The organism is Kiloniella litopenaei (genome assembly GCF_000982415.1).
GTDB classification, from domain to species: Bacteria; Pseudomonadota; Alphaproteobacteria; order Kiloniellales; family Kiloniellaceae; genus Kiloniella; species Kiloniella litopenaei.
In genome coordinates this window covers 171,831-193,542 of record NZ_LANI01000002.1, presented here as the reverse complement: position 1 = coordinate 193,542, position 21,712 = coordinate 171,831, and the positions used below count along the sequence as shown (strand labels likewise).

20 protein-coding genes are annotated in these 21,712 nt (G+C 47.0%); 10 read left to right on the top strand and 10 right to left on the bottom strand.

Going from position 1 to position 21,712, the window contains the following annotated elements; all coding sequences use genetic code 11:
* Nucleotides 1-21 precede the first annotated feature (21 nt).
* The 5 genes from WH95_RS02570 to WH95_RS02550 form a co-directional block, all read right to left on the bottom strand.
* Entirely contained in the window at nt 22-1,404 is a 1,383-nt protein-coding gene (locus WH95_RS02570) for a hypothetical protein (RefSeq protein ID WP_157845868.1), read from the bottom strand.
* A gap of 122 nt (nt 1,405-1,526) precedes the next feature.
* The gene (locus WH95_RS02565) at nt 1,527-3,500 is read right to left on the bottom strand and encodes a nitric oxide reductase activation protein NorD (RefSeq protein ID WP_052741735.1); all 1,974 of its coding nucleotides are present in this window, start codon (nt 3,498-3,500) and stop codon (nt 1,527-1,529) included.
* A 53-nt stretch (nt 3,501-3,553) separates the two neighbouring features.
* Nucleotides 3,554-4,336 (bottom strand): CbbQ/NirQ/NorQ/GpvN family protein, encoded by a 783-nt coding sequence (locus tag WH95_RS02560; protein WP_046502569.1) that lies wholly within the window; start codon nt 4,334-4,336, stop codon nt 3,554-3,556.
* 101 nt (nt 4,337-4,437) lie between these two features.
* Nucleotides 4,438-5,784 (bottom strand): cbb3-type cytochrome c oxidase subunit I, encoded by a 1,347-nt coding sequence (locus WH95_RS02555; protein WP_046502568.1) that lies wholly within the window; start codon nt 5,782-5,784, stop codon nt 4,438-4,440.
* A gap of 17 nt (nt 5,785-5,801) precedes the next feature.
* Nucleotides 5,802-6,257 (bottom strand): c-type cytochrome, encoded by a 456-nt coding sequence (locus WH95_RS02550; RefSeq protein WP_046502566.1) that lies wholly within the window; start codon nt 6,255-6,257, stop codon nt 5,802-5,804.
* A 457-nt stretch (nt 6,258-6,714) separates the two neighbouring features.
* Between WH95_RS02550 and nirK the strand changes: the two genes are divergently transcribed.
* Both nirK and WH95_RS02540 read left to right on the top strand, forming a co-directional pair.
* Nucleotides 6,715-7,929 (top strand): copper-containing nitrite reductase, encoded by a 1,215-nt coding sequence (gene nirK, locus WH95_RS02545; RefSeq protein ID WP_046502563.1) that lies wholly within the window; start codon nt 6,715-6,717, stop codon nt 7,927-7,929.
* 64 nt (nt 7,930-7,993) lie between these two features.
* The gene (locus tag WH95_RS02540) at nt 7,994-8,785 is read left to right on the top strand and encodes a formylglycine-generating enzyme family protein (RefSeq protein ID WP_052741734.1); all 792 of its coding nucleotides are present in this window, start codon (nt 7,994-7,996) and stop codon (nt 8,783-8,785) included.
* A gap of 40 nt (nt 8,786-8,825) precedes the next feature.
* Here the strand turns inward: WH95_RS02540 and WH95_RS02535 are convergent, their stop codons facing one another.
* From WH95_RS02535 to WH95_RS02520, 4 genes are all read right to left on the bottom strand, one after another.
* The gene (locus WH95_RS02535; protein WP_046502560.1) at nt 8,826-9,368 is read right to left on the bottom strand and encodes a hypothetical protein; all 543 of its coding nucleotides are present in this window, start codon (nt 9,366-9,368) and stop codon (nt 8,826-8,828) included.
* 18 nt (nt 9,369-9,386) lie between these two features.
* Nucleotides 9,387-10,118, bottom strand: coding sequence for a Crp/Fnr family transcriptional regulator (locus WH95_RS02530; protein WP_052741733.1), 732 nt, complete (start codon nt 10,116-10,118; stop codon nt 9,387-9,389).
* Between the two features lie 62 nt (nt 10,119-10,180).
* A complete protein-coding gene (locus tag WH95_RS02525) occupies nt 10,181-10,777 on the bottom strand; it encodes a Crp/Fnr family transcriptional regulator (protein WP_281174799.1) in 597 nt (198 codons plus the stop codon).
* A 293-nt stretch (nt 10,778-11,070) separates the two neighbouring features.
* On the bottom strand, nt 11,071-11,712 hold the full coding sequence (locus WH95_RS02520) for a LysE family translocator (RefSeq protein WP_046502556.1): 642 nt from the start codon (nt 11,710-11,712) through the stop codon (nt 11,071-11,073).
* A gap of 429 nt (nt 11,713-12,141) precedes the next feature.
* On the opposite strand from WH95_RS02520, the gene WH95_RS02510 reads away from it, so the two are divergent.
* The 8 genes from WH95_RS02510 to WH95_RS02475 all read left to right on the top strand — a co-directional run bounded on the left by WH95_RS02510 (nt 12,142) and on the right by WH95_RS02475 (nt 20,665).
* A complete protein-coding gene (locus WH95_RS02510) occupies nt 12,142-12,963 on the top strand; it encodes a helix-turn-helix domain-containing protein (RefSeq protein ID WP_046503240.1) in 822 nt (273 codons plus the stop codon).
* Between the two features lie 316 nt (nt 12,964-13,279).
* A complete protein-coding gene (locus WH95_RS02505; protein WP_046502550.1) occupies nt 13,280-14,107 on the top strand; it encodes a cyclase family protein in 828 nt (275 codons plus the stop codon).
* A gap of 130 nt (nt 14,108-14,237) precedes the next feature.
* The gene (locus WH95_RS02500; RefSeq protein ID WP_157845867.1) at nt 14,238-14,849 is read left to right on the top strand and encodes a hypothetical protein; all 612 of its coding nucleotides are present in this window, start codon (nt 14,238-14,240) and stop codon (nt 14,847-14,849) included.
* A gap of 262 nt (nt 14,850-15,111) precedes the next feature.
* Nucleotides 15,112-16,200 carry a lipid A deacylase LpxR family protein gene (locus WH95_RS02495; RefSeq protein WP_046503236.1) on the top strand — a complete coding sequence of 363 codons (1,089 nt, stop codon included), beginning with the start codon at nt 15,112-15,114 and terminating at the stop codon, nt 16,198-16,200.
* Nucleotides 16,201-16,273: 73 nt separating this feature from the next.
* Complete coding sequence (locus WH95_RS02490; RefSeq protein ID WP_046502548.1) at nt 16,274-16,678, top strand: carboxymuconolactone decarboxylase family protein; 405 nt, start codon at nt 16,274-16,276, stop codon at nt 16,676-16,678.
* A 128-nt stretch (nt 16,679-16,806) separates the two neighbouring features.
* On the top strand, nt 16,807-17,781 hold the full coding sequence (locus WH95_RS02485) for a quinone oxidoreductase family protein (RefSeq protein WP_046502545.1): 975 nt from the start codon (nt 16,807-16,809) through the stop codon (nt 17,779-17,781).
* A 188-nt stretch (nt 17,782-17,969) separates the two neighbouring features.
* Nucleotides 17,970-19,598, top strand: a complete 1,629-nt coding sequence (locus WH95_RS02480) for a PAS domain-containing sensor histidine kinase (protein ID WP_046502543.1) — start codon at nt 17,970-17,972, stop codon at nt 19,596-19,598.
* Between the two features lie 209 nt (nt 19,599-19,807).
* Nucleotides 19,808-20,665 carry a branched-chain amino acid aminotransferase gene (locus WH95_RS02475; RefSeq protein WP_046502540.1) on the top strand — a complete coding sequence of 286 codons (858 nt, stop codon included), beginning with the start codon at nt 19,808-19,810 and terminating at the stop codon, nt 20,663-20,665.
* A gap of 82 nt (nt 20,666-20,747) precedes the next feature.
* On the opposite strand, the gene WH95_RS02470 is transcribed toward WH95_RS02475, so the two are convergent.
* Entirely contained in the window at nt 20,748-21,659 is a 912-nt protein-coding gene (locus tag WH95_RS02470) for a class I SAM-dependent methyltransferase (protein ID WP_046502537.1), read from the bottom strand.
* Between the last annotated feature and the right edge of the window lie 53 nt (nt 21,660-21,712).

Here is a 21,712-nt window from a genome sequence, read left to right as displayed (position 1 = left end):
GTTCCTAAATGGTAACTGTTCCTAGACCATATTCCATTTTTTCTTGAGGTTTACCTGAACCTGTTGCGCGCGGAGGAAGAAGGTACCTTCTTCGGCGCCTTCGTTTTGTAGCCATTTAACGATGGGTTTCAGGCTTTTGTATGACAACATCATACTGGCGCAGGTCGTGATTTCCGGCTCAAACCTTTTCTGGTTCAGGCGGCGGATCATTTCACGGAAATTTTCCAGCATCTCGTTTATTTTTTGTATGTTACCAACTTTTTTCTGAGTTTCCGCTATAATTAGCTTTGCCATGTGGATCGGCTGGCGGCCCAGTTCGGCGGCAATCAAGGGTCGTGCTTCGAGCATTGCTTCACGGGTGCGGGCTGATCCTATACAAATGTCTTGTAATGCCTTGTAAGAAAGTAAGCTCTGTTCATCACCAACAGCATGGGCAGACAAGGCAATTATATCAAATTCCAGTTCTTCTGTTTCATTGACGATCTGATCAATCTGCAAGACAGTTTGGCTGTGATCATTGCCATACTTGGTGGCATTCTGAATTTCTTTTGCTGCGTGCAGAAAACGACCTTTGTTCAGTGTGTAGAGCTGTTTTATCAGGATAAATCCGGCTGTTTGCGGTAAAAAATATTCGTTAATTTCAGAATGGACTTTAAGTTTGTCACGTACTTCCTGAACCAATAGTTCTTCGGGGGTGAAATCTTTGTCGGAACTGTTTGATGGGTCAGAGCTTTCGATTTTTTTTGCGGCCATACTCTGTTCTGCTGCAATTCCCCAGTCCAAAAGCTTTGTGACCTGTTCATCAATATAGATCACATTATCTTCGAAAAAGGTTTCATGATTTTTGCCAACACCAATGACATCGCGGGTCAACGGCTCATAGATGGTGGTTTGGATTTTCTTGTTTCGAAACCGCTGCGTGATCAGCTTGGTAATCAGATCTCTGATACCCGATGCATAGAGGTTGGCATAGATACACAAGGGATGGACAGGGAACTCTCGTCGCCCTTTTCTAAAGCCGGGATGGGCAGAAATTTCGCCGCGAATTAACGACAGGTTGTCGGCTATTTTATTGCTGATGTGATTAACCAGTAAATATTCTGCACGCAGATATTCATAATTATCGTATTCAGCTGGCTCATCTTTTTGATAGAGCTCGGGTATCATTTTTTGCGATATTGATTGTGCCAGTTCGACACGCCCGGGATGGACGGTGGATTTTAGGCTGTTTAAAAAATCCAGAAGATCTGTAATGGATCTGCGGGCCGCAGAGGGATCAACGGTATTTTTAACTGTTACGCGCAGGTCTTCAATAACCGCGGCGACAACTTCGCTGACTTCGGTTTTGTCAGAATTACTATTTAGCCGTGCAAAGCGTTGTAACGATGGCAAAGAGGCAGCCATAAAATCTTCCATATTCAAGAAACCAGCGTAAAAGTAGCACCTGAATGATGAAATAAAGTTAATGGATTGTCTTTTCTAGCTTTATTTTGATTTTTTGTTTCGGATTTTATGAACTTTTGATGTTAATGCGCTGCATCTACCAACTGTCTGTAAATTTTGGGCAATGCCTGGGAAAGCCGGGCGGCGTTACCGACGATGTGATAGGCACCACGGCCAAAGATTGTTGGAAAATAGTCTTTGGCTTCTTGATCAATGGTGACACCAAAGACTGTGATGCCTTTCCGGCGGCATTCCTGTACTGCCTTTCTGGCATCTTCAATTCCATAGCGGCCTTCGTAATGATCCACATCATTTGGTTTGCCGTCAGTCAGGATTAACAGGAGCTTTTGTCTGTTGGGTCTGATATCCAGTTCTTCGGCCATAACCCGGATCGCGGCACCGATACGGGTGTAGTATCCGGGTTTCAGGGCACCAATGCGTTGCATGACTTTCTCATTCAAGGGTTCATCAAAACCCTTGACCCGATCCAGGCGAACATAATGACGCTTGCGGGATGTAAAGGTGTGGATGGACAGATCATCCCCCGCAGCGTCCAGACCATTAGCCAGAATAGCGAGCGACTCTTTTTCAACATCAATCACCCGGCGATCATCCAGCCAGCTATCAGTGGAGAGAGAAACATCCATCAATATAGAAACGGCAATATCCCGATCAATCTTTCGGGTATTGAGGTAAATTCGATCAGAACAGATCCCGCTAGCTTTTAAATCCCCCTGTGCCCGAACCAGAGCCTCGATATCAAGGTCACTGCCTTCGGGCTGTGCCCGCAGGAGCTTGCGATCATTTCTGAAGGCTTCAAATTGCCGCCGAACAAGACGAATACGCTTCCCAGCTTCCTTACCCAATTTCCATTCTGTATTTTCGTCTGATGCCTCGCGGATTGTAATGGCGCAGTAATTTGGCAGAAATGTATTTTTGCGATAGTGCCATTCATGAACAGCTCGTTTTGATTCTACCCGGCTCTCATCTAGCTCGTTTGCTGGTAAATCCAGATCCATTTTGATCTGGGTTGCAACCTTTTCTTCCGGGTTGCTGAGGGTGATCCGATCAATGTCATCGGCTGTTTCCAGCGCGTCTTCTTCTTCGTCTTCTTTGATGTTTCTGTCTAGATTAATGACGTCAGATACAGCCATTAGCTTGTCGTAAACACTAACAAAGAAGCCGTCTCCCTTTTTCGTCTGGTCCATTTCCTGACGTTCGGCCCGGCGTTTTTTTTTATCCCGTGATTGTTTGTTGGCACCGCCACCGCCTTCTGTATCAGAAGAGCCGTTTGTTCTGGCTGTCGGGATGATTTCCCCCCACAAGGGAACGGGCAGGAAAGGTTGATAGTTCTGTTTTGCCTGTTCAAAGCCACTAAGGTCGATATTTTCCAAGGATGGACATTGAATAATTGCAAGGTACAGCTTTGCACGGTCAGAAAAAGCAGGTGCCTGATCTTCTGGATTTTGAGCTAACAAATGAAGGATGACATCTTCCAGGGCTTGTTCCTGATCGGGGAGGTAATCCCGTGCGGGGCGCAAATCCAGTAAATTGTCACAAAGAGATCCATAGACTTTTTGTAAGCCGGGTAGTTCATGAAGAAGAAACAGGGAAACCTGATAAGACTGACGAATGAAAAGGATATCGGCGAGTAAGGGATTAGCGACATCAATGGGCTTTTCATTTTGATGCCGGGAAAAGAAAGCAGCCAGCCAGAGATAGAGATCCCGGTTCAGTGATTTTTGTGGAAACAGGGCAATTTGATCAGGTAGCATCATGGTCCGCCCGTCAAGGGTCGGGCGGGCAAGCTTTTCGATGTCGATGCCCAGCTTTTGGCGCAGGGAAAGGCGGTGATTGGATTTTTCGGTGCCGCTGGCGGCGATTTCTATGGCATTTTCCCCGCCTAAAGCCCGAAAGAAGACACTGAGCAAAACCTTGACGTCATCCAGAACCACTGCCTGATCCGCAAAAGCAGGATAGCTTTCTGCATTGGCAATAAGTTTGTGCCATTGTCGGCCAACAAACTCTTCTACCTCTATCAGTTCCATTATACCCATGGTGTGACTTCCTGCTTTTACTTTAACCGCTTGAAATTATCTGTTGAAAGGGGTTATCCGAAGCTGACCCGAACGACTTCTTCCAGTCCCTGTTTGACGTCGTATTCGTCGGTCAACGGTTCGATCATGGCGTGACGAATGGCTTCGTCATACCCTAACCCAGCCTGAATTAATGTGGCGCAATAGACCAGAAGACGTGTGGAAACACCTTCTTCCAGATCTTGCCCCTTCATGTCCCTTAACTTGCGTGCCAACCTGACAAGGCCCATGGTACGATCCGGATCAAGGCCGCTTTCTGTTGCGACAATACGCGTTTCAGTCTGGGCATCGGGAAAGTCAAACTCGGCGGCGATAAAACGTTGTCGTGTGCTGGGTTTCAGACTTTTCATCATATTCTGGTAGCCGGGGTTATAAGACACAACCAACATGAAATCATCTGGTGCTTCCAATAATTCGCCCGTACGTTCCAACGGAAGTAAGCGCCGATCATCGGTCAAAGGATGAAGAACAACAGCAACGTCCTTGCGGGCTTCGACCACTTCATCAAGATAACAGATTCCACCTTCCCGAACCGCTTTGGTCAAAGGACCGTCGGTCCAGACCGTATCGCCGCCCTTGAGAAGGTAGCGCCCGGTCAGGTCAGAGGCAGAAAGATCATCATGACAGGAAACGGTGTGAAGCGGCACACCGATCTGATGGGCCATGTGGCTGACAAAACGTGTCTTGCCGCATCCTGTTGGCCCTTTGAGCAACAGGGGAAGCTTGTTTTTAAAAGCCTGTTCGAAAAGCAGGCACTCGTTTGCTGTTGGTTCGTAATAAGGTTGTGACTGTGCCATAACTAACACCTGTTTTAAAAAATTAAATAACGAATAGCTACTTGGTTAAAGGGGCTGATTGGGGTTTGAAAAACAAACCCCAATCGCCATAACAACAGCTTTTATTCAGCAGGTTGTTGTGCTGTGGCATTTACACGCTGTGTTTCTTTTCCTGGAACAAGAAGGGAATACACAATAATGAATGCACCGATGACAACGACCAGACCAGACCCGAGACGCAGTTGATAGAAGAACATCATCTGGTCCTGAACATCCATATAGGCTTCGCCCAGAAAACGCTGAACGTGAGACTGGATCACCCCGGCAAAGGTCAGGGTAAAGGTCATGAAAGCCACCCCGGAAGAACAAATCCAGAAACCCCACATATTAAGTGTCTGGTTGTAAGGTTCCCGTCCCAGAAGCTTCGGCAGGGCATAGGTGATGATCGCCAGATTGACCATGACATAGGCACCATAGAAGGCGAGGTGACCATGGGCGGCGGTAACCTGGGTCCCGTGGGTGTAGTAGTTCACGTTGGCGAGTGTGTGGAGGAAACCCCAGACACCGGCACCAAAGAAAGCAAACACTGAACAGCCAAGAGCCCAGAGAATAGCCGCGTGGTTTGGATGCTTTCTGCCACCTTTCCAGACCATATAGAAGGTAAAGAGAACCATGGCAAAGAAGGGCGCAACTTCGAGCGTTGAGAAAACAGAACCGATCCACTGCCAATAGCCGGGCGCACCGATCCAGTAATAGTGGTGACCTGTACCAAGTAATCCGGTAAAGAGCGCCAGACTGACGATAAGATAGAGCCACTTTTCGACAATTTCACGATCCACACCTGTCATCTTGATCATCAAGAAGGCAAGGATAGAGGCCATAATCAATTCCCAGACACCTTCAACCCAGAGATGGACAACCCACCACCAGAATACCTTGTCGAGGACGAGATTGACTGGATTGTAAAAGGCAAAGAGGAAGAGAAGAGCAACCATCCACAAACCAATGACAAGAATCATAGAGACAGCTGTTTTCCGACCCTTGAGGACAGTCATGCTAAGGTTAAAGAGGAAGATCAGCATCACGCCAACGATGGCAAGCTTGATCCAGAGCGGCTGTTCCAGAAATTCACGTCCACCGTGAACCCCGAAGATGTAACCTACGATAGCCGCTGCACCACCGCCTAGAAAGAGCCAGAATTGTAACTTCGCCAAGAAGGGACTGTAGATTTCTGTTTCTGCTTCTTCGGGCACCAGATAATAGGCCGCCCCCATAAAACCCATCAACAGCCAGACAATCAGACTGTTGGTATGGATCATTCGGATGACGTTAAAGGGAAGTGTGTCCGCCAATAGGTTAGGCCACACATACACGGCCCCTGCCAAAGCCCCGAAAGTTACCTGGGCAAGGAATAGAACGAGTGCACCAACAAAATAATAAAGTGCAACTTTTTGAGTTTGATATTTCATAAGATTGTCCCCTCGGCTCACCCTTCTTCATTTGGTGGCCAGTCCTGGGTATCGATCCCGTTGGTCCACCTGAAGAATTCGACCAGTGCGTCCAACTCTTCTTCATTAAGATTAAAGTTTGGCATCTGGCGACGGCCCTCGATGCCAGTTGGCTGTGCCTTCATCCATTCTTTGATGTAATCGGCGGCACCTTCGGGATCTTCTTCGCCTCCGCGGCGGGCCCAAACATTTCCGAGTTCCGGTGCAAAGTATGCGCCTTCGCCAAGAAGACTGTGACAGTTAATACAGGAATGCCGTTCCCATACTTCCTTACCGAGGGCGACTTGTTCGTTGATTTCTGCCGCATTTGATGTCTCTGCATCAGTTGCGTAGTAAACAGTATCAATGACGAGACCTATAAAGATCACGGCAAAGAAGATAGTCCCTCCGTAGAAGATATTTCGGGCGGCGCTGATTGATAAGCGCTCATTCATAATGGATCTCCCAACTTGCTAGACGGATGCGAAAGACAACGACGGAATGCCATTAACCTTTCCACCTGTTTTATAGATACATTCAAGGCGCATCTTTAGATTTGACGATGGTCAAGTGACGGACCGGATATTGTTTTATTTGGGTATTTACCAATTGTCGTTTTTACCCGTTTCATAAGCGAATCAAGTCGTGGAAACGATAATTCTTAAGCTGCGACAAAATGTGCCAAGTGCGATTTATTCATTTAAAAACAATGTTTTATCTATTGTGTTTTGGGTGGGGGAAGAGTGATTTTCAGTCTCTTGCTCAAAGTCAAATCACTGATAGGAATTTTGAATTAATCCTTAAGCGTGAGTTGATATTAGGACGGCTCATGAAAGAGGCCTATCCCTTCCTGTAAATCTAGGGGTCACAAGGGTTCTGACGGAGATCGGGACCTTATCAAGGAGCAAGATCATGGAAAACAATAACGATAGAACAATGGATCGTCGCAGCTTTTTACGCGGAACAACGTTGGCATCAACGGGTGCAGCCTTGGGCGCGATCACACTCGCTGGCCAAGCCAACGCTTCTGCGACTGGTACACAACCGGAATTGAAACATGAGCAGGTTGCGAGCACTGCTACTCATACAGGTAAAAAAGCTTTCCCATCCCTAAGCGAAGCAGAAATTGCGAAGTTGCCTCGTGTGAAACAGAAAATGGTCGCTCCCCCCTTTGCGCCAGAGCACGATCCGGTTGCCAAAGGCGGCCCCAAGGTGGTTGAAGTTACTTTAACTGTCGAAGAAATGCCTTGGAAGCTTGATGACGAGGCCGAGACAATTGCGTTGACCTTTAACGGTAGTGTCCCCGGACCGCTTATTGTTGTTCACGAAGGGGATTATGTCGAAGTCACAATGGAAAATCCCGAGACCAATGCAATGGAGCATAATGTTGATTTCCATTCAGCAACAGGTGCGCTCGGCGGTGGTGGTCTGACACATGTATTACCGGGCGAGACCGCTGTCTTGCGTTGGAAAGCAACAAAACCGGGTGCTTTTGTTTATCACTGTGCACCGGGTGGATCCATGATCCCGTACCACGTGATCAAGGGAATGAATGGCGCGGTTGTTGTTTTACCACGTGACGGACTAACCGATGGTCGCGGCAATCCGATTACCTATGACAAGATGTATTACATCGGGGAACAGGATTTCTATGTGCCAAAAGATGAAAACGGTAACTATATGAAGTTTACCGAAGCTGGTGAAGATTTCTCTGAAGTCATGGAACTTGCCCGTGGCCTGATCCCCACACACGAGGTCTTTAACGGCAGGGTCGGCGCATTGACAGGCGAGGGCGCGATGACGGCCAAAGTCGGTGAAAAGGTTCTCTTTGTTCATTCCCAGGCAAACAGAGACTGCCGTCCGCATTTAATCGGGGGGCATTGGAACTATTCCTGGGAAGCTGGGTCATTTGATGATGTGCCTGGACGTGGCCATGAAACCGCGATCATCCGTGGTGGATCTGCCGGGGTGTTTCATTATGAGTTCGAACAGCCAGGCGTTTATGCCTATGTCAATCACAACCTGATTGAAGCAACTGAACTTGGTGCCGTTGCCCATATGGTTGTAGAGGGCGAATGGAACGATGATTTGATGAAGCAAATCAATAAGGGCGGTGAAACTGTATAGGTAGGCAATGTTCGCCAGGAGTGGCTTGGCTCTGATTTTACCCGGTTAAATATGGGGTGATGTAATGATAAACAGTAAACATATCATGGCAACTTTGTTACTTGGTCTGGTTGTTGGTGGTGGTGCGCTTGCCTTGAAAGGGCGTCATGATGAAAAGGCCCGACTGGATACTGTTTTGAGTGAAAACCCGATCTATCACCCCAGATTGGTCCGGATTGAATTAGAGCCAAATGCCACATCTGGTTACACAGAAACAAAGACAATCTTTGTAACCTATTCAGAAATCACAATTGCGCATTGGCAAGCTTGTTATGATGATGGCGGGTGCAGTTATCAACCCAGGATGCGTGAAAACGAAACCCCGCAACATCCCGTCACACAAGTCAGTTACTTTGATGTGGAAGAATTTGTGCATTGGATTTCTAACAAGACAGGGTTTCCTTTTCGGTTACCGCTGGAATCAGAATGGAACTATTTTTCCCGTGATGTCATAAGTCCAGCGGAAAAGCTTTTTGACGATCCCCGGCTGGCTTGGGCCGCAGATTATGTCACCTTTAGCAATCGCCCCAAATCTAGTAAAACCAAAGTTGTTGGGGGGTATGGAACCAACCAATATGGTCTGGTTGATCTAAAGGGTAATGTCTGGGAATGGACACAAACGTGCTGGAGCACTGACTATAGCGACCTGACAACATCAAAAGAACGCAGTGAAACCTGTGGTGGTGTCCGTATTATGCAAGGGGAACACAGATCCTATCAGTCTGAATTGATCCGTGATCCCAAGATTGGTGGATGTTCCGTAGGTTCCCCCCCAAACAATGTTGGTTTTCGCCTTGTTATGGAACAAGGGGTGTAGTCGCGTCGCTGCTTACAAGAGCAGCGTCGTGAGGCCGTGACTATTTTTCTTCGAGTACCAAGACCCAAAAGTCGCCGCGTTCATCGCAATGACTTGATTTTGAAACGCAGCTCCATCCGCGTTGTGCCAGTACTTCCTGGAATTTATGTGTAAAACGTTTTATCTCGACGCTGAAACAATCGCTATCTAGGGACGTGTCCATAAACCGTAAAACTTCCAGTAAATCATTGGGGTAATCAAAAGACCTGACATCAATGGTTATGATACCGTCTTGAAATCGAAAAGATGCCTTGGCAGATGGCACGGGCTTTTTGTTTTCAGCTAAGGTGACATCGCGGTGGATATGGAATAACCATCCATCAGTGGTATCTTGTTTGTTGATAATGCATCCTAGTTTGGTCAGCTTTAACCGCAAGGGTATTGGATCAAAATTTGAATGCAGGGCGACCCATGCTTTGTTGTCTGTTTCAAAAAGAATGTGGGTGACGACGTCAACTGGTATCTGGCCCTCTGCGATCAAGTTTTCGACCCTGAGAACGTGACAGTTTTCGTCTTCATCATTCAAAGGTATTTCGTTATTCATTGCAGAAAGTTCCTGTGATTAAGCGGACATCAAAAGCTTGTTGTCATCAAACACATAGCCAAATCCGGCACAGTATTGGCGTAGTTTTTCGGGGTCGGTGATGATGACCTCTTGTCCCTCACAAACAATTCCTGCGTCTTCCAGCCGCCGTAGAACCCGTGAAAAACTTGCGGGATCTATCCCGACGTTACTGGCCATGGTTTGCTTGCATCGTGGCAAGCTGCCTGACCCTTTCCATTGCTGGCTTTCGTACAGGGACAACAGTTTCGATGCAACCCGCTGACAGGGGGAAAGGCTTTTGAGTATTTTTATTTCGCTGATCAGAAATTGTTGTCGCTTAATCAGGGCGCTTAACAGATGCAAAGACGCTTCGGGATCACTGGAAATTTTTTTCTCGAATGCGGATTTGGAGACCTTGACGATGGCAGATTTTGACATGGCAGTCCCATTGATCGGGAACTCTCCAAGGCCAAGCATCGCAGCTTCGGCAAAGCTTTCGCCGGGTTCAACAATTCGTACAAGGCTTTGTGCACCATCTGCAGTCAGAATTGTCAGATGAACTTCGCCGGACAAAAGGATATAAAATCCGTCGGCCGGGTCCCCAGCCATAAAAAGGTCAGTTTGGCTTTCGTAGAAAGTGCCAGAGGCATTTTCAAACAGCCCCTGTAACAGCGCTGGGGGCAGCTGAGAGAAAATCGCGACGTTATTCAGGGTTTGAAGCTCGGTATCCCCGATTGGAAAGTGTTTCATGTTATGAGCCTCTGCTTTTTGCAGTGTTAAACCTTGAAGTATTGTGTTCTGGCATTTGGGGGTCAGACAAAAGAATAGCCGCAATAATCTGCAAGTGTTTCGATATCTGATATCATAACCTTGTTACCTGGTTGTGTCTTAACGCCTATTTTTTTTAACTTTGCAAAAGTGCGAGACAGGGTTTCCGGTGACATACCGAGTTTATCAGCAATAACGCGTTTGTCATAGGGAAGTCTTATTATGTCGTCACCTGTATCTTTTCCCGAAAGTCCCAGCAAGAACATGCTTAACCGTTCTGCTGTTGAACGCATCTTCAGATCGGCAATCTGAGTCATCAAAGAATGCATGTTAAGGGATATACTACCCATCATACGAAAAAGAAGAACCGGATCTTCGAGTAAAATTCGCCTGAGAACGTCGCCGGGAATAACACGTGTTTCGACCTCGTCGAGTGCGATACAGGTGAAATTGTTCAACGCTGATTTTGTAACTGATTCTTCGCCAAAAGCACTGCCAGGGCCGAGCACATCAATAGTTGATTTTTTTCCGCCACAGGTGGAATTCAGCACAAGCCGGACATATCCGTCTTCAATAACATAAAAGTTTTCGGCCTTTTCGCCAAACGTTACAATCGCGGCCCCCGGGGGGAAGGTTTCTATACGGCTAAGCGGTAAGAGAACTTTTTTTTTTCTGCGGCCAATTCCAGAAAAGGAGAGTGAAACTGGTTCTCTTTTGATGTAAACGTATGTTGCGACATGCCGATCGTTCTCCTTTTTCGGATATATTCTGGCACTGAATATCGTTTGTTACAGGGCATAATTTAGCCCTGATTTTTAACAAGCTACCTTATTTTGTTTTGTTCGAACTTGATTTGGATCAAGCCTAGAGGATTACAAAAAATAATCAGGGCTATAGGCGCAAACAGGGGGAATAGGCTTGTTGGATTAAGATATTATTGCTGGATCGTGGCCAGCTTGGCCGCCAGAGCGATAAAGACAATGCCGGCTGTCTTGTTCATGACGGTTTGTGCCCGGGGTGATCGTTGTAAATATTCACCAACAGCCCCTGCCAACAGGGCAATACCCCCAAAAACCAGAATAGTAGAAAGAATAAAGAAACCGCCCAGTTGGATCATTTGTAATGACATGCTGCCGCGGGTTGGGTCGGCAAACTGGGGCAAGAAGGACAGGAAAAAAATCGAAACCTTTGGGTTGGTCACGTTCATAATAATGCCCCGCTGGTAAAGCTTTGCGTACCCGATTTTTTGCGCCCCGCTTTGGCTTTGCTGGTCAACCGTTATGGTCTCGGTCTTGGCGCGCAAGGCCCCCCAGGCAAGATAAAGCAGATAGAGCGCCCCGATGATCTTCAGGGCGTTGAACGCAGCTGGCGAGGCCTTGAAGATGGCCGCAACGCCCAAGGCAACGGCTGATGTGTGAACCAACACCCCGGTACAAAGCCCCAATACGACCAGAATACCGGCCAACTTTCCATTCAATGCAGCCTGGGTCAGCACAAAAATATTATCCGGCCCCGGTGTTAAGGCCAGCAGAATGCACAGTGGGAAAAAAAGTGCGATGACGTCAAGGGTTAACACAAGCAAGCTCCGATACCTAAAGTGCAGTTCATCTTGTTTTTTTTGGTGGATATTGGTTTTGGAAGATCACGTCGCCGTAACAGATACAGCGGGGAAGGGCCCTAAGCATTTTCAACAGTGCCAAAATCTGGTTCGGCGACAGATCTTAACACCTCTTATGCTTTTGGTGTGAATAGTCCTGATCTTTTGATCAGGAACTATAAACTGTATCCGGTACTAACAGAAATTTCCTGCGTTCCTGATAAAACGGGACAACGTGATCTTCTTGTCTGTTGTTTTAAAGGGTTTTGTTTTTTTCACAATTAAATGCTAAAAAATGTTCACTATGCGAACATTGGTTGATTTTGATATTTCACCTGAAAACCAGATCAGGCCTAAGTCATGATATCAGGGCATGATACCGGGGGCATGATAAAGGAAAGTTTTCGAATGGATCGTGATGTTTACAAACCTGTGAGGGCGCTTTCTCGGGGATTGTCTCTTTTGCAAATTTTAAATAGAGAGGGACCTTTGCCTGTTCAGGAGCTGTCCCGATTGAGTGGGCTAAACCGGACCACAGTCTATCGTTTGCTGGAAACGCTGGAACGGGATGGTTTTGTGCAATCAGGCGCCTTGTCTTCATCACTTTGGCATTTAACGATGGGGGTTAAATCCCTCAGCGAAGGTTATGATCACCGCGATTGGGTAACACAGCTTGGTGCACCTGTGTTGGGGCAGTTGCTTAAAAAAGTTGTCTGGCCGACCGATCTGGCTGCGTTTGATGGCAAGGGAATGCTAATACGTGAGACAACGCACAAATTCAGCCCCCTTTCAAATCATCGTTCTATGGTTGGGGTCCGGTGGCCCGTTCTGTCGTCATCTTTGGGGCGTGCTTTTTTCTGCTTCTCGAATGAAAAAACCAGAGCATCTATCCTTCGAATTTTAAGGGCATCAGACGATCCGGGGGATCGTGTGGCCAATGACCAGACCCATGTTGACAATCTGGTCCGAATTACCAGGGAACGTGGCTATGCACAAAGTATTGATGAAACGGCCGCGGGTATATCATCAATCGCCCGACCTGTTTTCTACCGGGGGCAGGTTGTGGCATCGATCAACATGGTGTTTTTTTCCTCTGCCCTGTCGCCACAGGTTGCTGCAAAAAAGCACCTTACCGATATTAACGAAGCCGTAGCAGCGTTAGAAGAAAGCCTGTTGAACAGCAGTGATATTTTTACACAACAGCTTGAAGATAAAACAAAAGAGAGCTGAGAAAACCAACAGCTTTAAATCCATCAATAATTGTTTTGGGAATAATGGTTTTGGGCTTTTCACCGCATTGTGATTATTTCTTTTTATCACCATGTGATTGATTGTTTTATGCAGGGCGAAACAAGACCCGGCCTTTATACTTTTGATTGTTGATGTTAAAGTCGGTTGTCAAAACGTTAATCCCGTCGTTGCTTGTATTGGCTTTCGTGTCTGGCCTTTACATTCCCTTATGATCAATTCCGAACCTGTGTTTGGAAATAGTTTCTAAAGATCATTTTAAGCGTATTTAAAACTGATAAATCTGGGAGGAAGTTCCATGTGTGATGCATGTGTTATCGAAGCCGTCAAAGAAAAGATGTTATCCCGTCGTGATTTGTTTCGGAAAACTGCGGCTACCGCGGCGGTCGGTATTGTCGGTGGCGCTGCTTCTATAGGCGCTCCGACACCTGTAATGGCGGCGGGGGCCAGTAAAGTCGAAGACATGACACATGAGCTGCATGAAGATTTTCCGACCTATTTCGGGGCGCAAGGCTTTTTTAAAGAGCAAAAGTTTAACTATGCCGAACACAAATTCAATCTGCTTGAATTGAAAGTGAATGAGCACACGGGCACGCATCTGGATGCTCCACTTCATTTTTCTGAAAATGGTCAGTCGGTTACTGAAATTCCCGTGGATAATCTGGTGGTTCCCTTGTGTGTCATTGATATCAAGGAAAAAGCAGCCGCAAATGCGGATGCACAGGTAACCCCCGATGATATCAAGGCATGGGTATCCAAAAACGGCCCCATTCCGGATCGGGCCTGTGTTGCCATGAATTCAGGCTGGGATAAATTTACCGATAGCGACAAGTTCCGTAACGTTGGCAGCGATGAAAAAATGCACTTCCCCGGCTTTCACGTAGAAGCCGCGCAGATGTTGCTGGAAACAAACGCAGTTGGATTGGCAGCGGACAGTCTGTCACTGGATTACGGGCAATCCCCGGACTTTGCGACACACTACGCGTGGTTACCAACCAACCGTTGGGGCATTGAATGTCTTGCCAATCTGGACAAAGTTCCGGAAAGTGGTGCGACATTGGTCGTCGGGGCGCCAAAACATCGCGGTGGTACGGGCGGACCATCCCGTATTTTTGCAATGTTCTGATTTCGGGGTTCTGATTTCGGGTGAATTGGTTTTTACCTTTGTGCAGGGATATTGCTGTTCCTGAATATCTAAAAGCAGTATCCCCGTTTGGTTCGGTGTTCGGATATTAAAGCCTTTGCAAGTTATCATCTTGCCCGAAATTTATGGGCGTACGTCTTTTACCACCAAGCTTGAGGCAACCTTTCTCGAGCAGGGAATATCCGTGACAACACTTGATCCTTATGATGGACAGCAACCTGTCTTTGACGATGAACAGCATGCCTATGATTTTTTTATACGTGTGTGCGGGCATGATGGTTATCTGTCGTTGTTACAAAAAACATTCCGTGAAACTGTGGGGCCATTGTTTCTTTTGGGCTTCAGTGTTGGGGCCTCAACAGTCTGGCGCATGTTGGATCACCCTGATTTGGCGAAGAGAGTTCAGCACTTTGTGGGATTTTATCCCAGTCAGATCCGGCATTATCTGTCGATCAATCCGGAATGTCCGGTGTCACTCGTTTTTCCAAAGGAAGAAACACACTTTTCTGTTCAGGATGTGATGATTGCATTGGGCGAGAAAGATTTCGTTACCTGTTTTCAAAGCTCTGGTTTGCACGGGTTCTTGAACCCTTGTTCACCGAATTATGTTTTTGATCTATCAAGTTCTTTCCTGGGGGCCTTTCAAAGTTTCGACTTTGCCGATTTGAACTGTGCCGATTTGAACAACAGACTGGATGCCTGTTTGTTGAACGCTTTAGAATAGCTTCTGGAAACAGCATTTATTTTTTTGAATACCCAGGGTCAAGTGTTCGGGAATGGAGAAATCAGGTTTATCGAAAATTGATAAATATCGTTGCTTCAACTAAGGGAGATTTTATCTCTTTCTGGTTAACTGTTAGCCTGGTTATCTGTTAGCCTAGTTATCTGTTAGAAAGTGGTGATGACATTTTTCCGCCATGATCTCTTTGTAGGGATAATGCGCGATAGATCGTTGTACTAAATAATTGTTTGGGGGATATCCCGGTTTGAAAGCTACATCGTCTTTTTCTGGGCTCTTTTGTGGGGTTGTATCGGCGGCACTCATTTGCAGTGGCTCGCCATTACTTGCGCAGGACGCTGAACCGCCACAAAACACAGATGTGACCTTTCAAGAGCAGTTAACGGGTCGCGTTGCGTCCAAAAAAGAAGACCAGTACATTTCGCTGGTTATCGAAAATGATTCCCTTGGGGCGGCTGGTACCGACAAAAACTATACCAGCGGTGTTCGTTTGGGCTATCTGGATGTGAATGCCGACTTGCCAGATATCGCCTATACGCTGGATCGGGTTATTCCGACCTTTGGTATTAATGAAACATCCAGCGTGTTTTATTCTCTGGGGCAGAATATCTATACCCCCCGCAACATTCGACAGCGTGAACAGGACCCCAATGACCGACCATGGGCGGCGCATCTGTACGGGTCAATTGGTCTGGTGACGGTTACAGATAACCATCTGGATGAAATAGAGGCTTCTCTTGGTGTCGTTGGCCCCGCTGCGTTGGGGGAACAGGCCCAAAAGTTTGTCCACACCCATGTCACACCCAGTAGCCCGACCCCCCGCGGCTGGTCAAATCAGCTTAACCATGAACCCGCAGTTTCTTTGGGGTGGCAAAGACGGTTTCCAAACTATTGGTCGGTGGACGCAGCCGGGTTAAGTCTGGCGGCTTCGCCATATTATGGGGCGACACTGGGTAATGTGCATACCTTTGCCGATGTGGGGATTAACTTTCGCCTGACCCCGGAAAAGGATGTCTGGCAGGACGGTCCGCTGCGTGTCAAACCGGGGCTTCCCGGTACGGGATATTTTGATACCCCCGATGACGGGTGGAGCTGGTACCTCTTTGGCGGTGTAGAGGGACGCGCTGTCGCACGGAATATTTTTCTGGATGGCAATACCTTTAGCAATTCCCATTCCGTCGACAAGCACCACTTCGTTGCCGATATCAACGGGGGTTTGGCACTGACCTATGATCAATATCGCGTCAGCTATACCATGGTGTACCGCACCAAGGAATTCGAAGGACAAGACGACCCCGCCGTCTTTGGTGCCGTCAGTTTTGGTGTCCGGTTTTAGGGCTGGTGGTGTAGGTGAAGAGTTACTATCCTGTTCGAAAATTTGAACTGCTCAGCCATTTCAGGAGTAACTTATGTCCACTGTTTTGCCGCCGGAAAATTTGGAAAGTAATCCCCGGGTAAAAGCCGTTTTTGATGATATCCGCGCGACGCGTCAAACCGATTTTATTAATAATATCTGGCGCTATCTGGCCTTTGATGCGGATCTACTGGAACGCACATGGGCCGAGGTCAAGGCCGTGATGGCAACACCGTCTGATCTTGATCCGCTGACCAAGGAAATGCTGTATCTTGCGGTGTCCATCGTCAATAACTGTAACTATTGTGTGCATTCCCATACGGCCGGGGCCAAGGCAAAGGGCATGACCCCTGCGCAGCATGCCGAGGTTCTCAAGATTGTGGCGCTGGCATCAAAAACCAATCAGCTGGCGATCGCCCTGCAATTACCAACCGATCCAGAATTTTTGCTGGAAGAGTAATATCTTTCTATCGACAGCCTTGTTCCAGATTCCGTTCTGGTTTTTGTTGACGAAAAGATTGAAACTTTAGGACGCGCGCCGTATCTAGAACGAATAGTTTCAATAATTTCTAAACCCGGAAGATAAAGATGACCTATGCAATAGTTGCGCGCCAACAGGGCGGTAGTGATGTTCTGGAACAGGTGGAGGTTGCGCAACCAACACCAGCAGCGGGAGAGGTTCTTGTCCGCCACACGGCCATCGGGGTGAACTTTATTGATACCTATTTTCGCACCGGACTTTATCCGTGGCCCGTTGATAAAGACCTTGTTCTCGGCAGTGAAGCCGCAGGCGTGGTTGAGGCCGTTGGCGATGGTGTGTCCGGTTTTGCGGTTGGTGAGCGTGTGGCCTATACCATTCCAAACGGGGCCTATGTGTCACACCGTGCCATTGATGCCAAACATCTGGTTAAATTGCCCGATAGTATTTCGGACGAAGTTGCGGCTGCATCCATGCTCAAGGGATTGACGGCGCATTATCTTTTGCACCGAAGCTACGTTGCCGAGGCGGGCAAAAAAGTTCTTTTCCATGCGGCGGCTGGCGGCGTTGGCCTGATCGCCGGGCAGTGGCTGGCTGCGAAGGGGGTGACGGCCTATGGAACGGCTGGTGGGGCCGAAAAATGTACTCTTGCAGCCGATCATGGCTATAGCGAAATGATTGATTACAAGTCCGAGGACTTTGTTGAACGGATTAAAGAAATCACCGGTGGGCAAGGGGTCGATGCTGTCTATGACAGTATTGGCCAGGATACCTATCCCGGATCGTTACAGTGTCTGAAGACTTTCGGCTCTTTGGTCAGTTTTGGCCAGTCATCCGGGCCCGCACTTGATTTTAAACTGTCTGATCTGGCGGCTGGGTCCTATACGGTTACACGCCCGGTATTGTTTCATTTCACGGCAGAACCGGGGTACTTGCAATCTGCTGCGGATGAATTGTTTGTCATGATTTCATCCGGGAAAATAAAGATCAGTATCAACCAAAAATTTAACTTGTCGGACGTTGCCAGTGCCCATGATCAACTGGAAACACGAAAGACAACCGGGTCAACTGTTCTGTTGCCGTAGAAGTAAAGCAGGAAACTACTAAATTCAAAGACCGGGGTTGGTCCTTTAAGTTCAATTAAGTTTATGGTGATAGTCTAGCAGTGGGATGAGGATTCTTGTTGCTAGAAAATCCCTTATTACTTGTGTATAATTCTATGTAGAGCGCGAGATAATATTGAGAACTTTAACCTCTTCAAAGGGGTGACTTGATGGATCAACCTCCGATTTTTAATGATTTTACCGATGGCCCTGCGAAGGAACTGGTTCGGTTAATAGACAATCATGCGCTTGTTTATATTCTGTCTGATGATGGCATTTTAAAGTATTCAAATCAAAAGCTTGCAGACCTGTCCGGCTTTAGCATTGATGAGCTAGAGGGAATGTCTGTATTAAATCTTAGGTCTGAATATCATCCTGATTCTTTCTATGATGAAATGTGGGCATTACTTCGTGCCGGGGAAACCTGGACGGGTGAATTGTGTTGTATGGATCGATCTGGGGCTTATTACTGGGAAGACCTGTCTCTCTGCCCTTTGGAACTTAAAGATGATCCTAACCTTTATTACCTTGGGGTTAGTGTTGATATCACCCCGGTAAAAACCCGTGAACAGACCATGATTGCCTACAATGAAATGTTGGTGAATGTGACCAAAGGGGTTCCGCTAAAGGAAAACTTTGATCAGTTGATCAGGAATATTGAGACAATCTTTCCGCATATGAATTGCGCCATCATGTTCTTGGAAAACGAGCAGTATCTTCGCAATTTTTCAGGGCCTTCCATACCATCAGAATATGCGGGGTTGATAAACGGCGTTGAAATAGGGGAATTTGTTGGTTCTTGCGGTGCGGCGGCAAAAAGACAGGAACTTGTTGTTGTCGAAGATATATATAACCATCCGAATTGGGTTGATTATCTGGATGTAATTCGAACCACTGACTACCATGCATGTTGGTCGCATCCAATTGTTAGTACAAAAGGGGTCACCTATGGCACCTTTGCAATTTATTACAAAACAACGCGTAGGCCGACCGAAATCGAACTGAATTTTATTCAGTCTCTGGCCTTGAGCTGTCGCGGGGCAATTGAAACTCATAACGCGCGCTTTGAGTTAATAGAACAGAAAAACCGTGCCGAAGCTGCTAACCATGCCAAGAACCAATTCCTTGCCAATATGAGCCACGAGCTAAGAACACCGTTGAATGCGGTTATTGGCTATTCGGAAATACTGGAACGGGAACTCTTCGGCCCGCTGGGGGTGGACAGGTATAAAACCTATGCAGGGGATATTCAGACATCTGCCCGTTTTCTTCTGGATATCATTAATGATATTCTGGATATCTCTTTGATTGAAGAGGGAAAAATATCTCCAGAACCTGAAGTTTTGCCAGTTAAGAAATTGATGGGCTGTTGTATTCAGCTGATTAAAAGCCGGGCAAATGACAAAGATGTTGCCTATGAAATAATAGAGCCGGATGGTGACTATTATACCTATGCAGATAAACAGCATGTGAAGCAGATCATTTCCAACTTGTTGACAAACGCCATCAAATTTACCCCGTCAAAAGGCAAGGTAACGCTTTCTGCAGAGCGTAATGGGGATGAGTATATCGATTTTGTGGTCAGCGATAATGGCATTGGTATTAGCGAAGAAAATCTGGAACGGGTCATGGAGCCTTTTAATCAGGTTGCTGATAGTATGACCCGTGCGCACGAGGGCGTTGGATTGGGGTTGAGCCTTTCCAGAAAGCTGGCTATTGCACAAGGGGGCGACCTTCGCATCGAAAGTGTTTATGGTGCGGGCACAACGGTTTATGTTAGCCTGCCCTTGCAATACTGATTGCATTGTCCTGAAATTATCACTTGGGCTGTAGCAGATTGCCACATGATATTTTTCGTTTGCTTTCTCGAAACCAGGTAATCTCTTCGGATTAGAAAATTTTTTTGTATGGTATTAGATAAACTAGGCTTGAAGAATTGCTTAGGGCCGAATAAAGCTATTGTATAAAATTTCACAACCCTATTTAAAAAAACAGAGAAGGCAGCGGGATGGCTATCGGTGAAGTAATCTGGACATATTTCCAAGGTGAATGGCACGAAGGTAATTTACCGATTATGGGGGCAGCGGATCACGGTACCTGGCTTGGGTCGCTCGTCTTTGATGGTGCGCGATCTTTCGAAGGTGTTGTCCCCGATCTGGATCTTCATTCCGCGCGCGTGAATGCCTCTGCCGAAGTTATGGGCCTGAAACCAACCATGACGACCCAGCAGCTTATTGACCTGACCATGGAAGGTTTGAAAAAGTTTGCTGATGATGCTGCAGTTTATATTCGCCCCATGTACTGGTCGAAAGAAGGGGGTGCAGGGACGGTTGTTCCCGATGAAAACTCTACCGAGTTTTGTCTTTGCCTGGAACAGTTTCCCATGGCACCGAGCAGCTATACACAAACACTTTGCCGGACAAAATTTGTGCGCCCGATGGTGTCAATGGCACCTGTAAATGCCAAGGCAGCCTGTCTCTACCCAAATAATGGCCGGATGATCCGCGAAGCACAGGCCCGCGGTTATAACAATGCGCTTGTGGCAGATGCTTTGGGGAATGTAGCCGAAACCGGAACTTCTAACGTATTTATGGTCAAGGATGATGTAATCTACACACCCATACCAAATGGTACTTTTTTGAACGGCATTACCCGTCAGCGTGTTATTGGTCTGTTACGTGAAGCGGGCCGCGAGGTTATTGAAACCACCCTGTCTTTCGAGGATTTCGAAGGTGCAGACGAGGTCTTTATGAGCGGTAACATTTCGAAAATCACCCCGGTGGTCAAGTTTGAGGACGTGGAATATCCTATTGGTCCGGTAAGCAAACTGGCGCGGGAACTTTATTGGAAATGGGCGAAGCAATAATCCCGTTCATGGCCTAAAGGTCATTTATATGAATATGGTTGCCCATAGCATTTATTTGCTATGGGCTTTTTTCTGATCGCTATCATGGCCTTGAACGAGCGACCACGATCATTTCCTTGCTGTCCTTTTCAAAGGGGGTTCTATCCCAATCGCCGTATAGATGTTCCAGCGAAAGCCCCGCTTTTTCCATATGTGCGGCAAGTTCTCTATCGCTCAAAAATCTGATTTGTGCTTCGGTTTTGACCGGGCCTGTCGATGGGTGTTCCAAAGGAACCCTTTCCGATCCATCCTCTTTTGTTTGATAGAGGGTAAAGTACTGGACTATTTTACCGTCGCCATACTTTTCAACTTTACCGAGATCATGCCAGACTTCGATCTCTAGCGATTGGCCGTTGTCTTTATTTTGGTGACTTGTTACGCGGTTTTGGGAACCGATTACGGGAAGAACAAAGGTTTCTTTTGTTTTTGCGGGTGTCCAGTTTTCCCATGATTTTATTTGGGGGTTGCGGGTATCAAATGCAATTCTGCCATCCGGCGCAAGAAGGGACTTTAGGTTGGACAGGGCGTCATGGGTTGCCTGATCGGTCAGGAAAACCTGGAAAGCGTGACCACTGAGAATAATAAGATCATAACGCAGGTCAGATTTGAACGTGGCTGCATCTGACTGAACCCAGGAAACCTTGTCACCGAATGGTCGGGTTTCAGCTATGGCAAGCATATCCAAAGCGGGATCAATCCCGGTTATATCGTGTCCTTGTTCTGCAAAGGCAACGGTCAATAGCCCTGTGCCACATCCGACATCAAGTATTCTTTGGGGGCTTGTTTCCCTTTGCGTCCCCGCATCTCTTTGTGCCCTTAAATCTTTTTGTACCCCTGAATCTCTTTTTGTAAGACCCAGAAAGAAATCACAATCCGGTCCCCAGGGATTCTGGAGATCGTAGAGACGGGTAAGAAGGGGATCATGATAATGATCTTTGGGGGCTTGATCCTGCATGTTTGGTCAGCTCTTGTTTATAGCTGCGTAAATATATTCAGTTTAGGCGGATA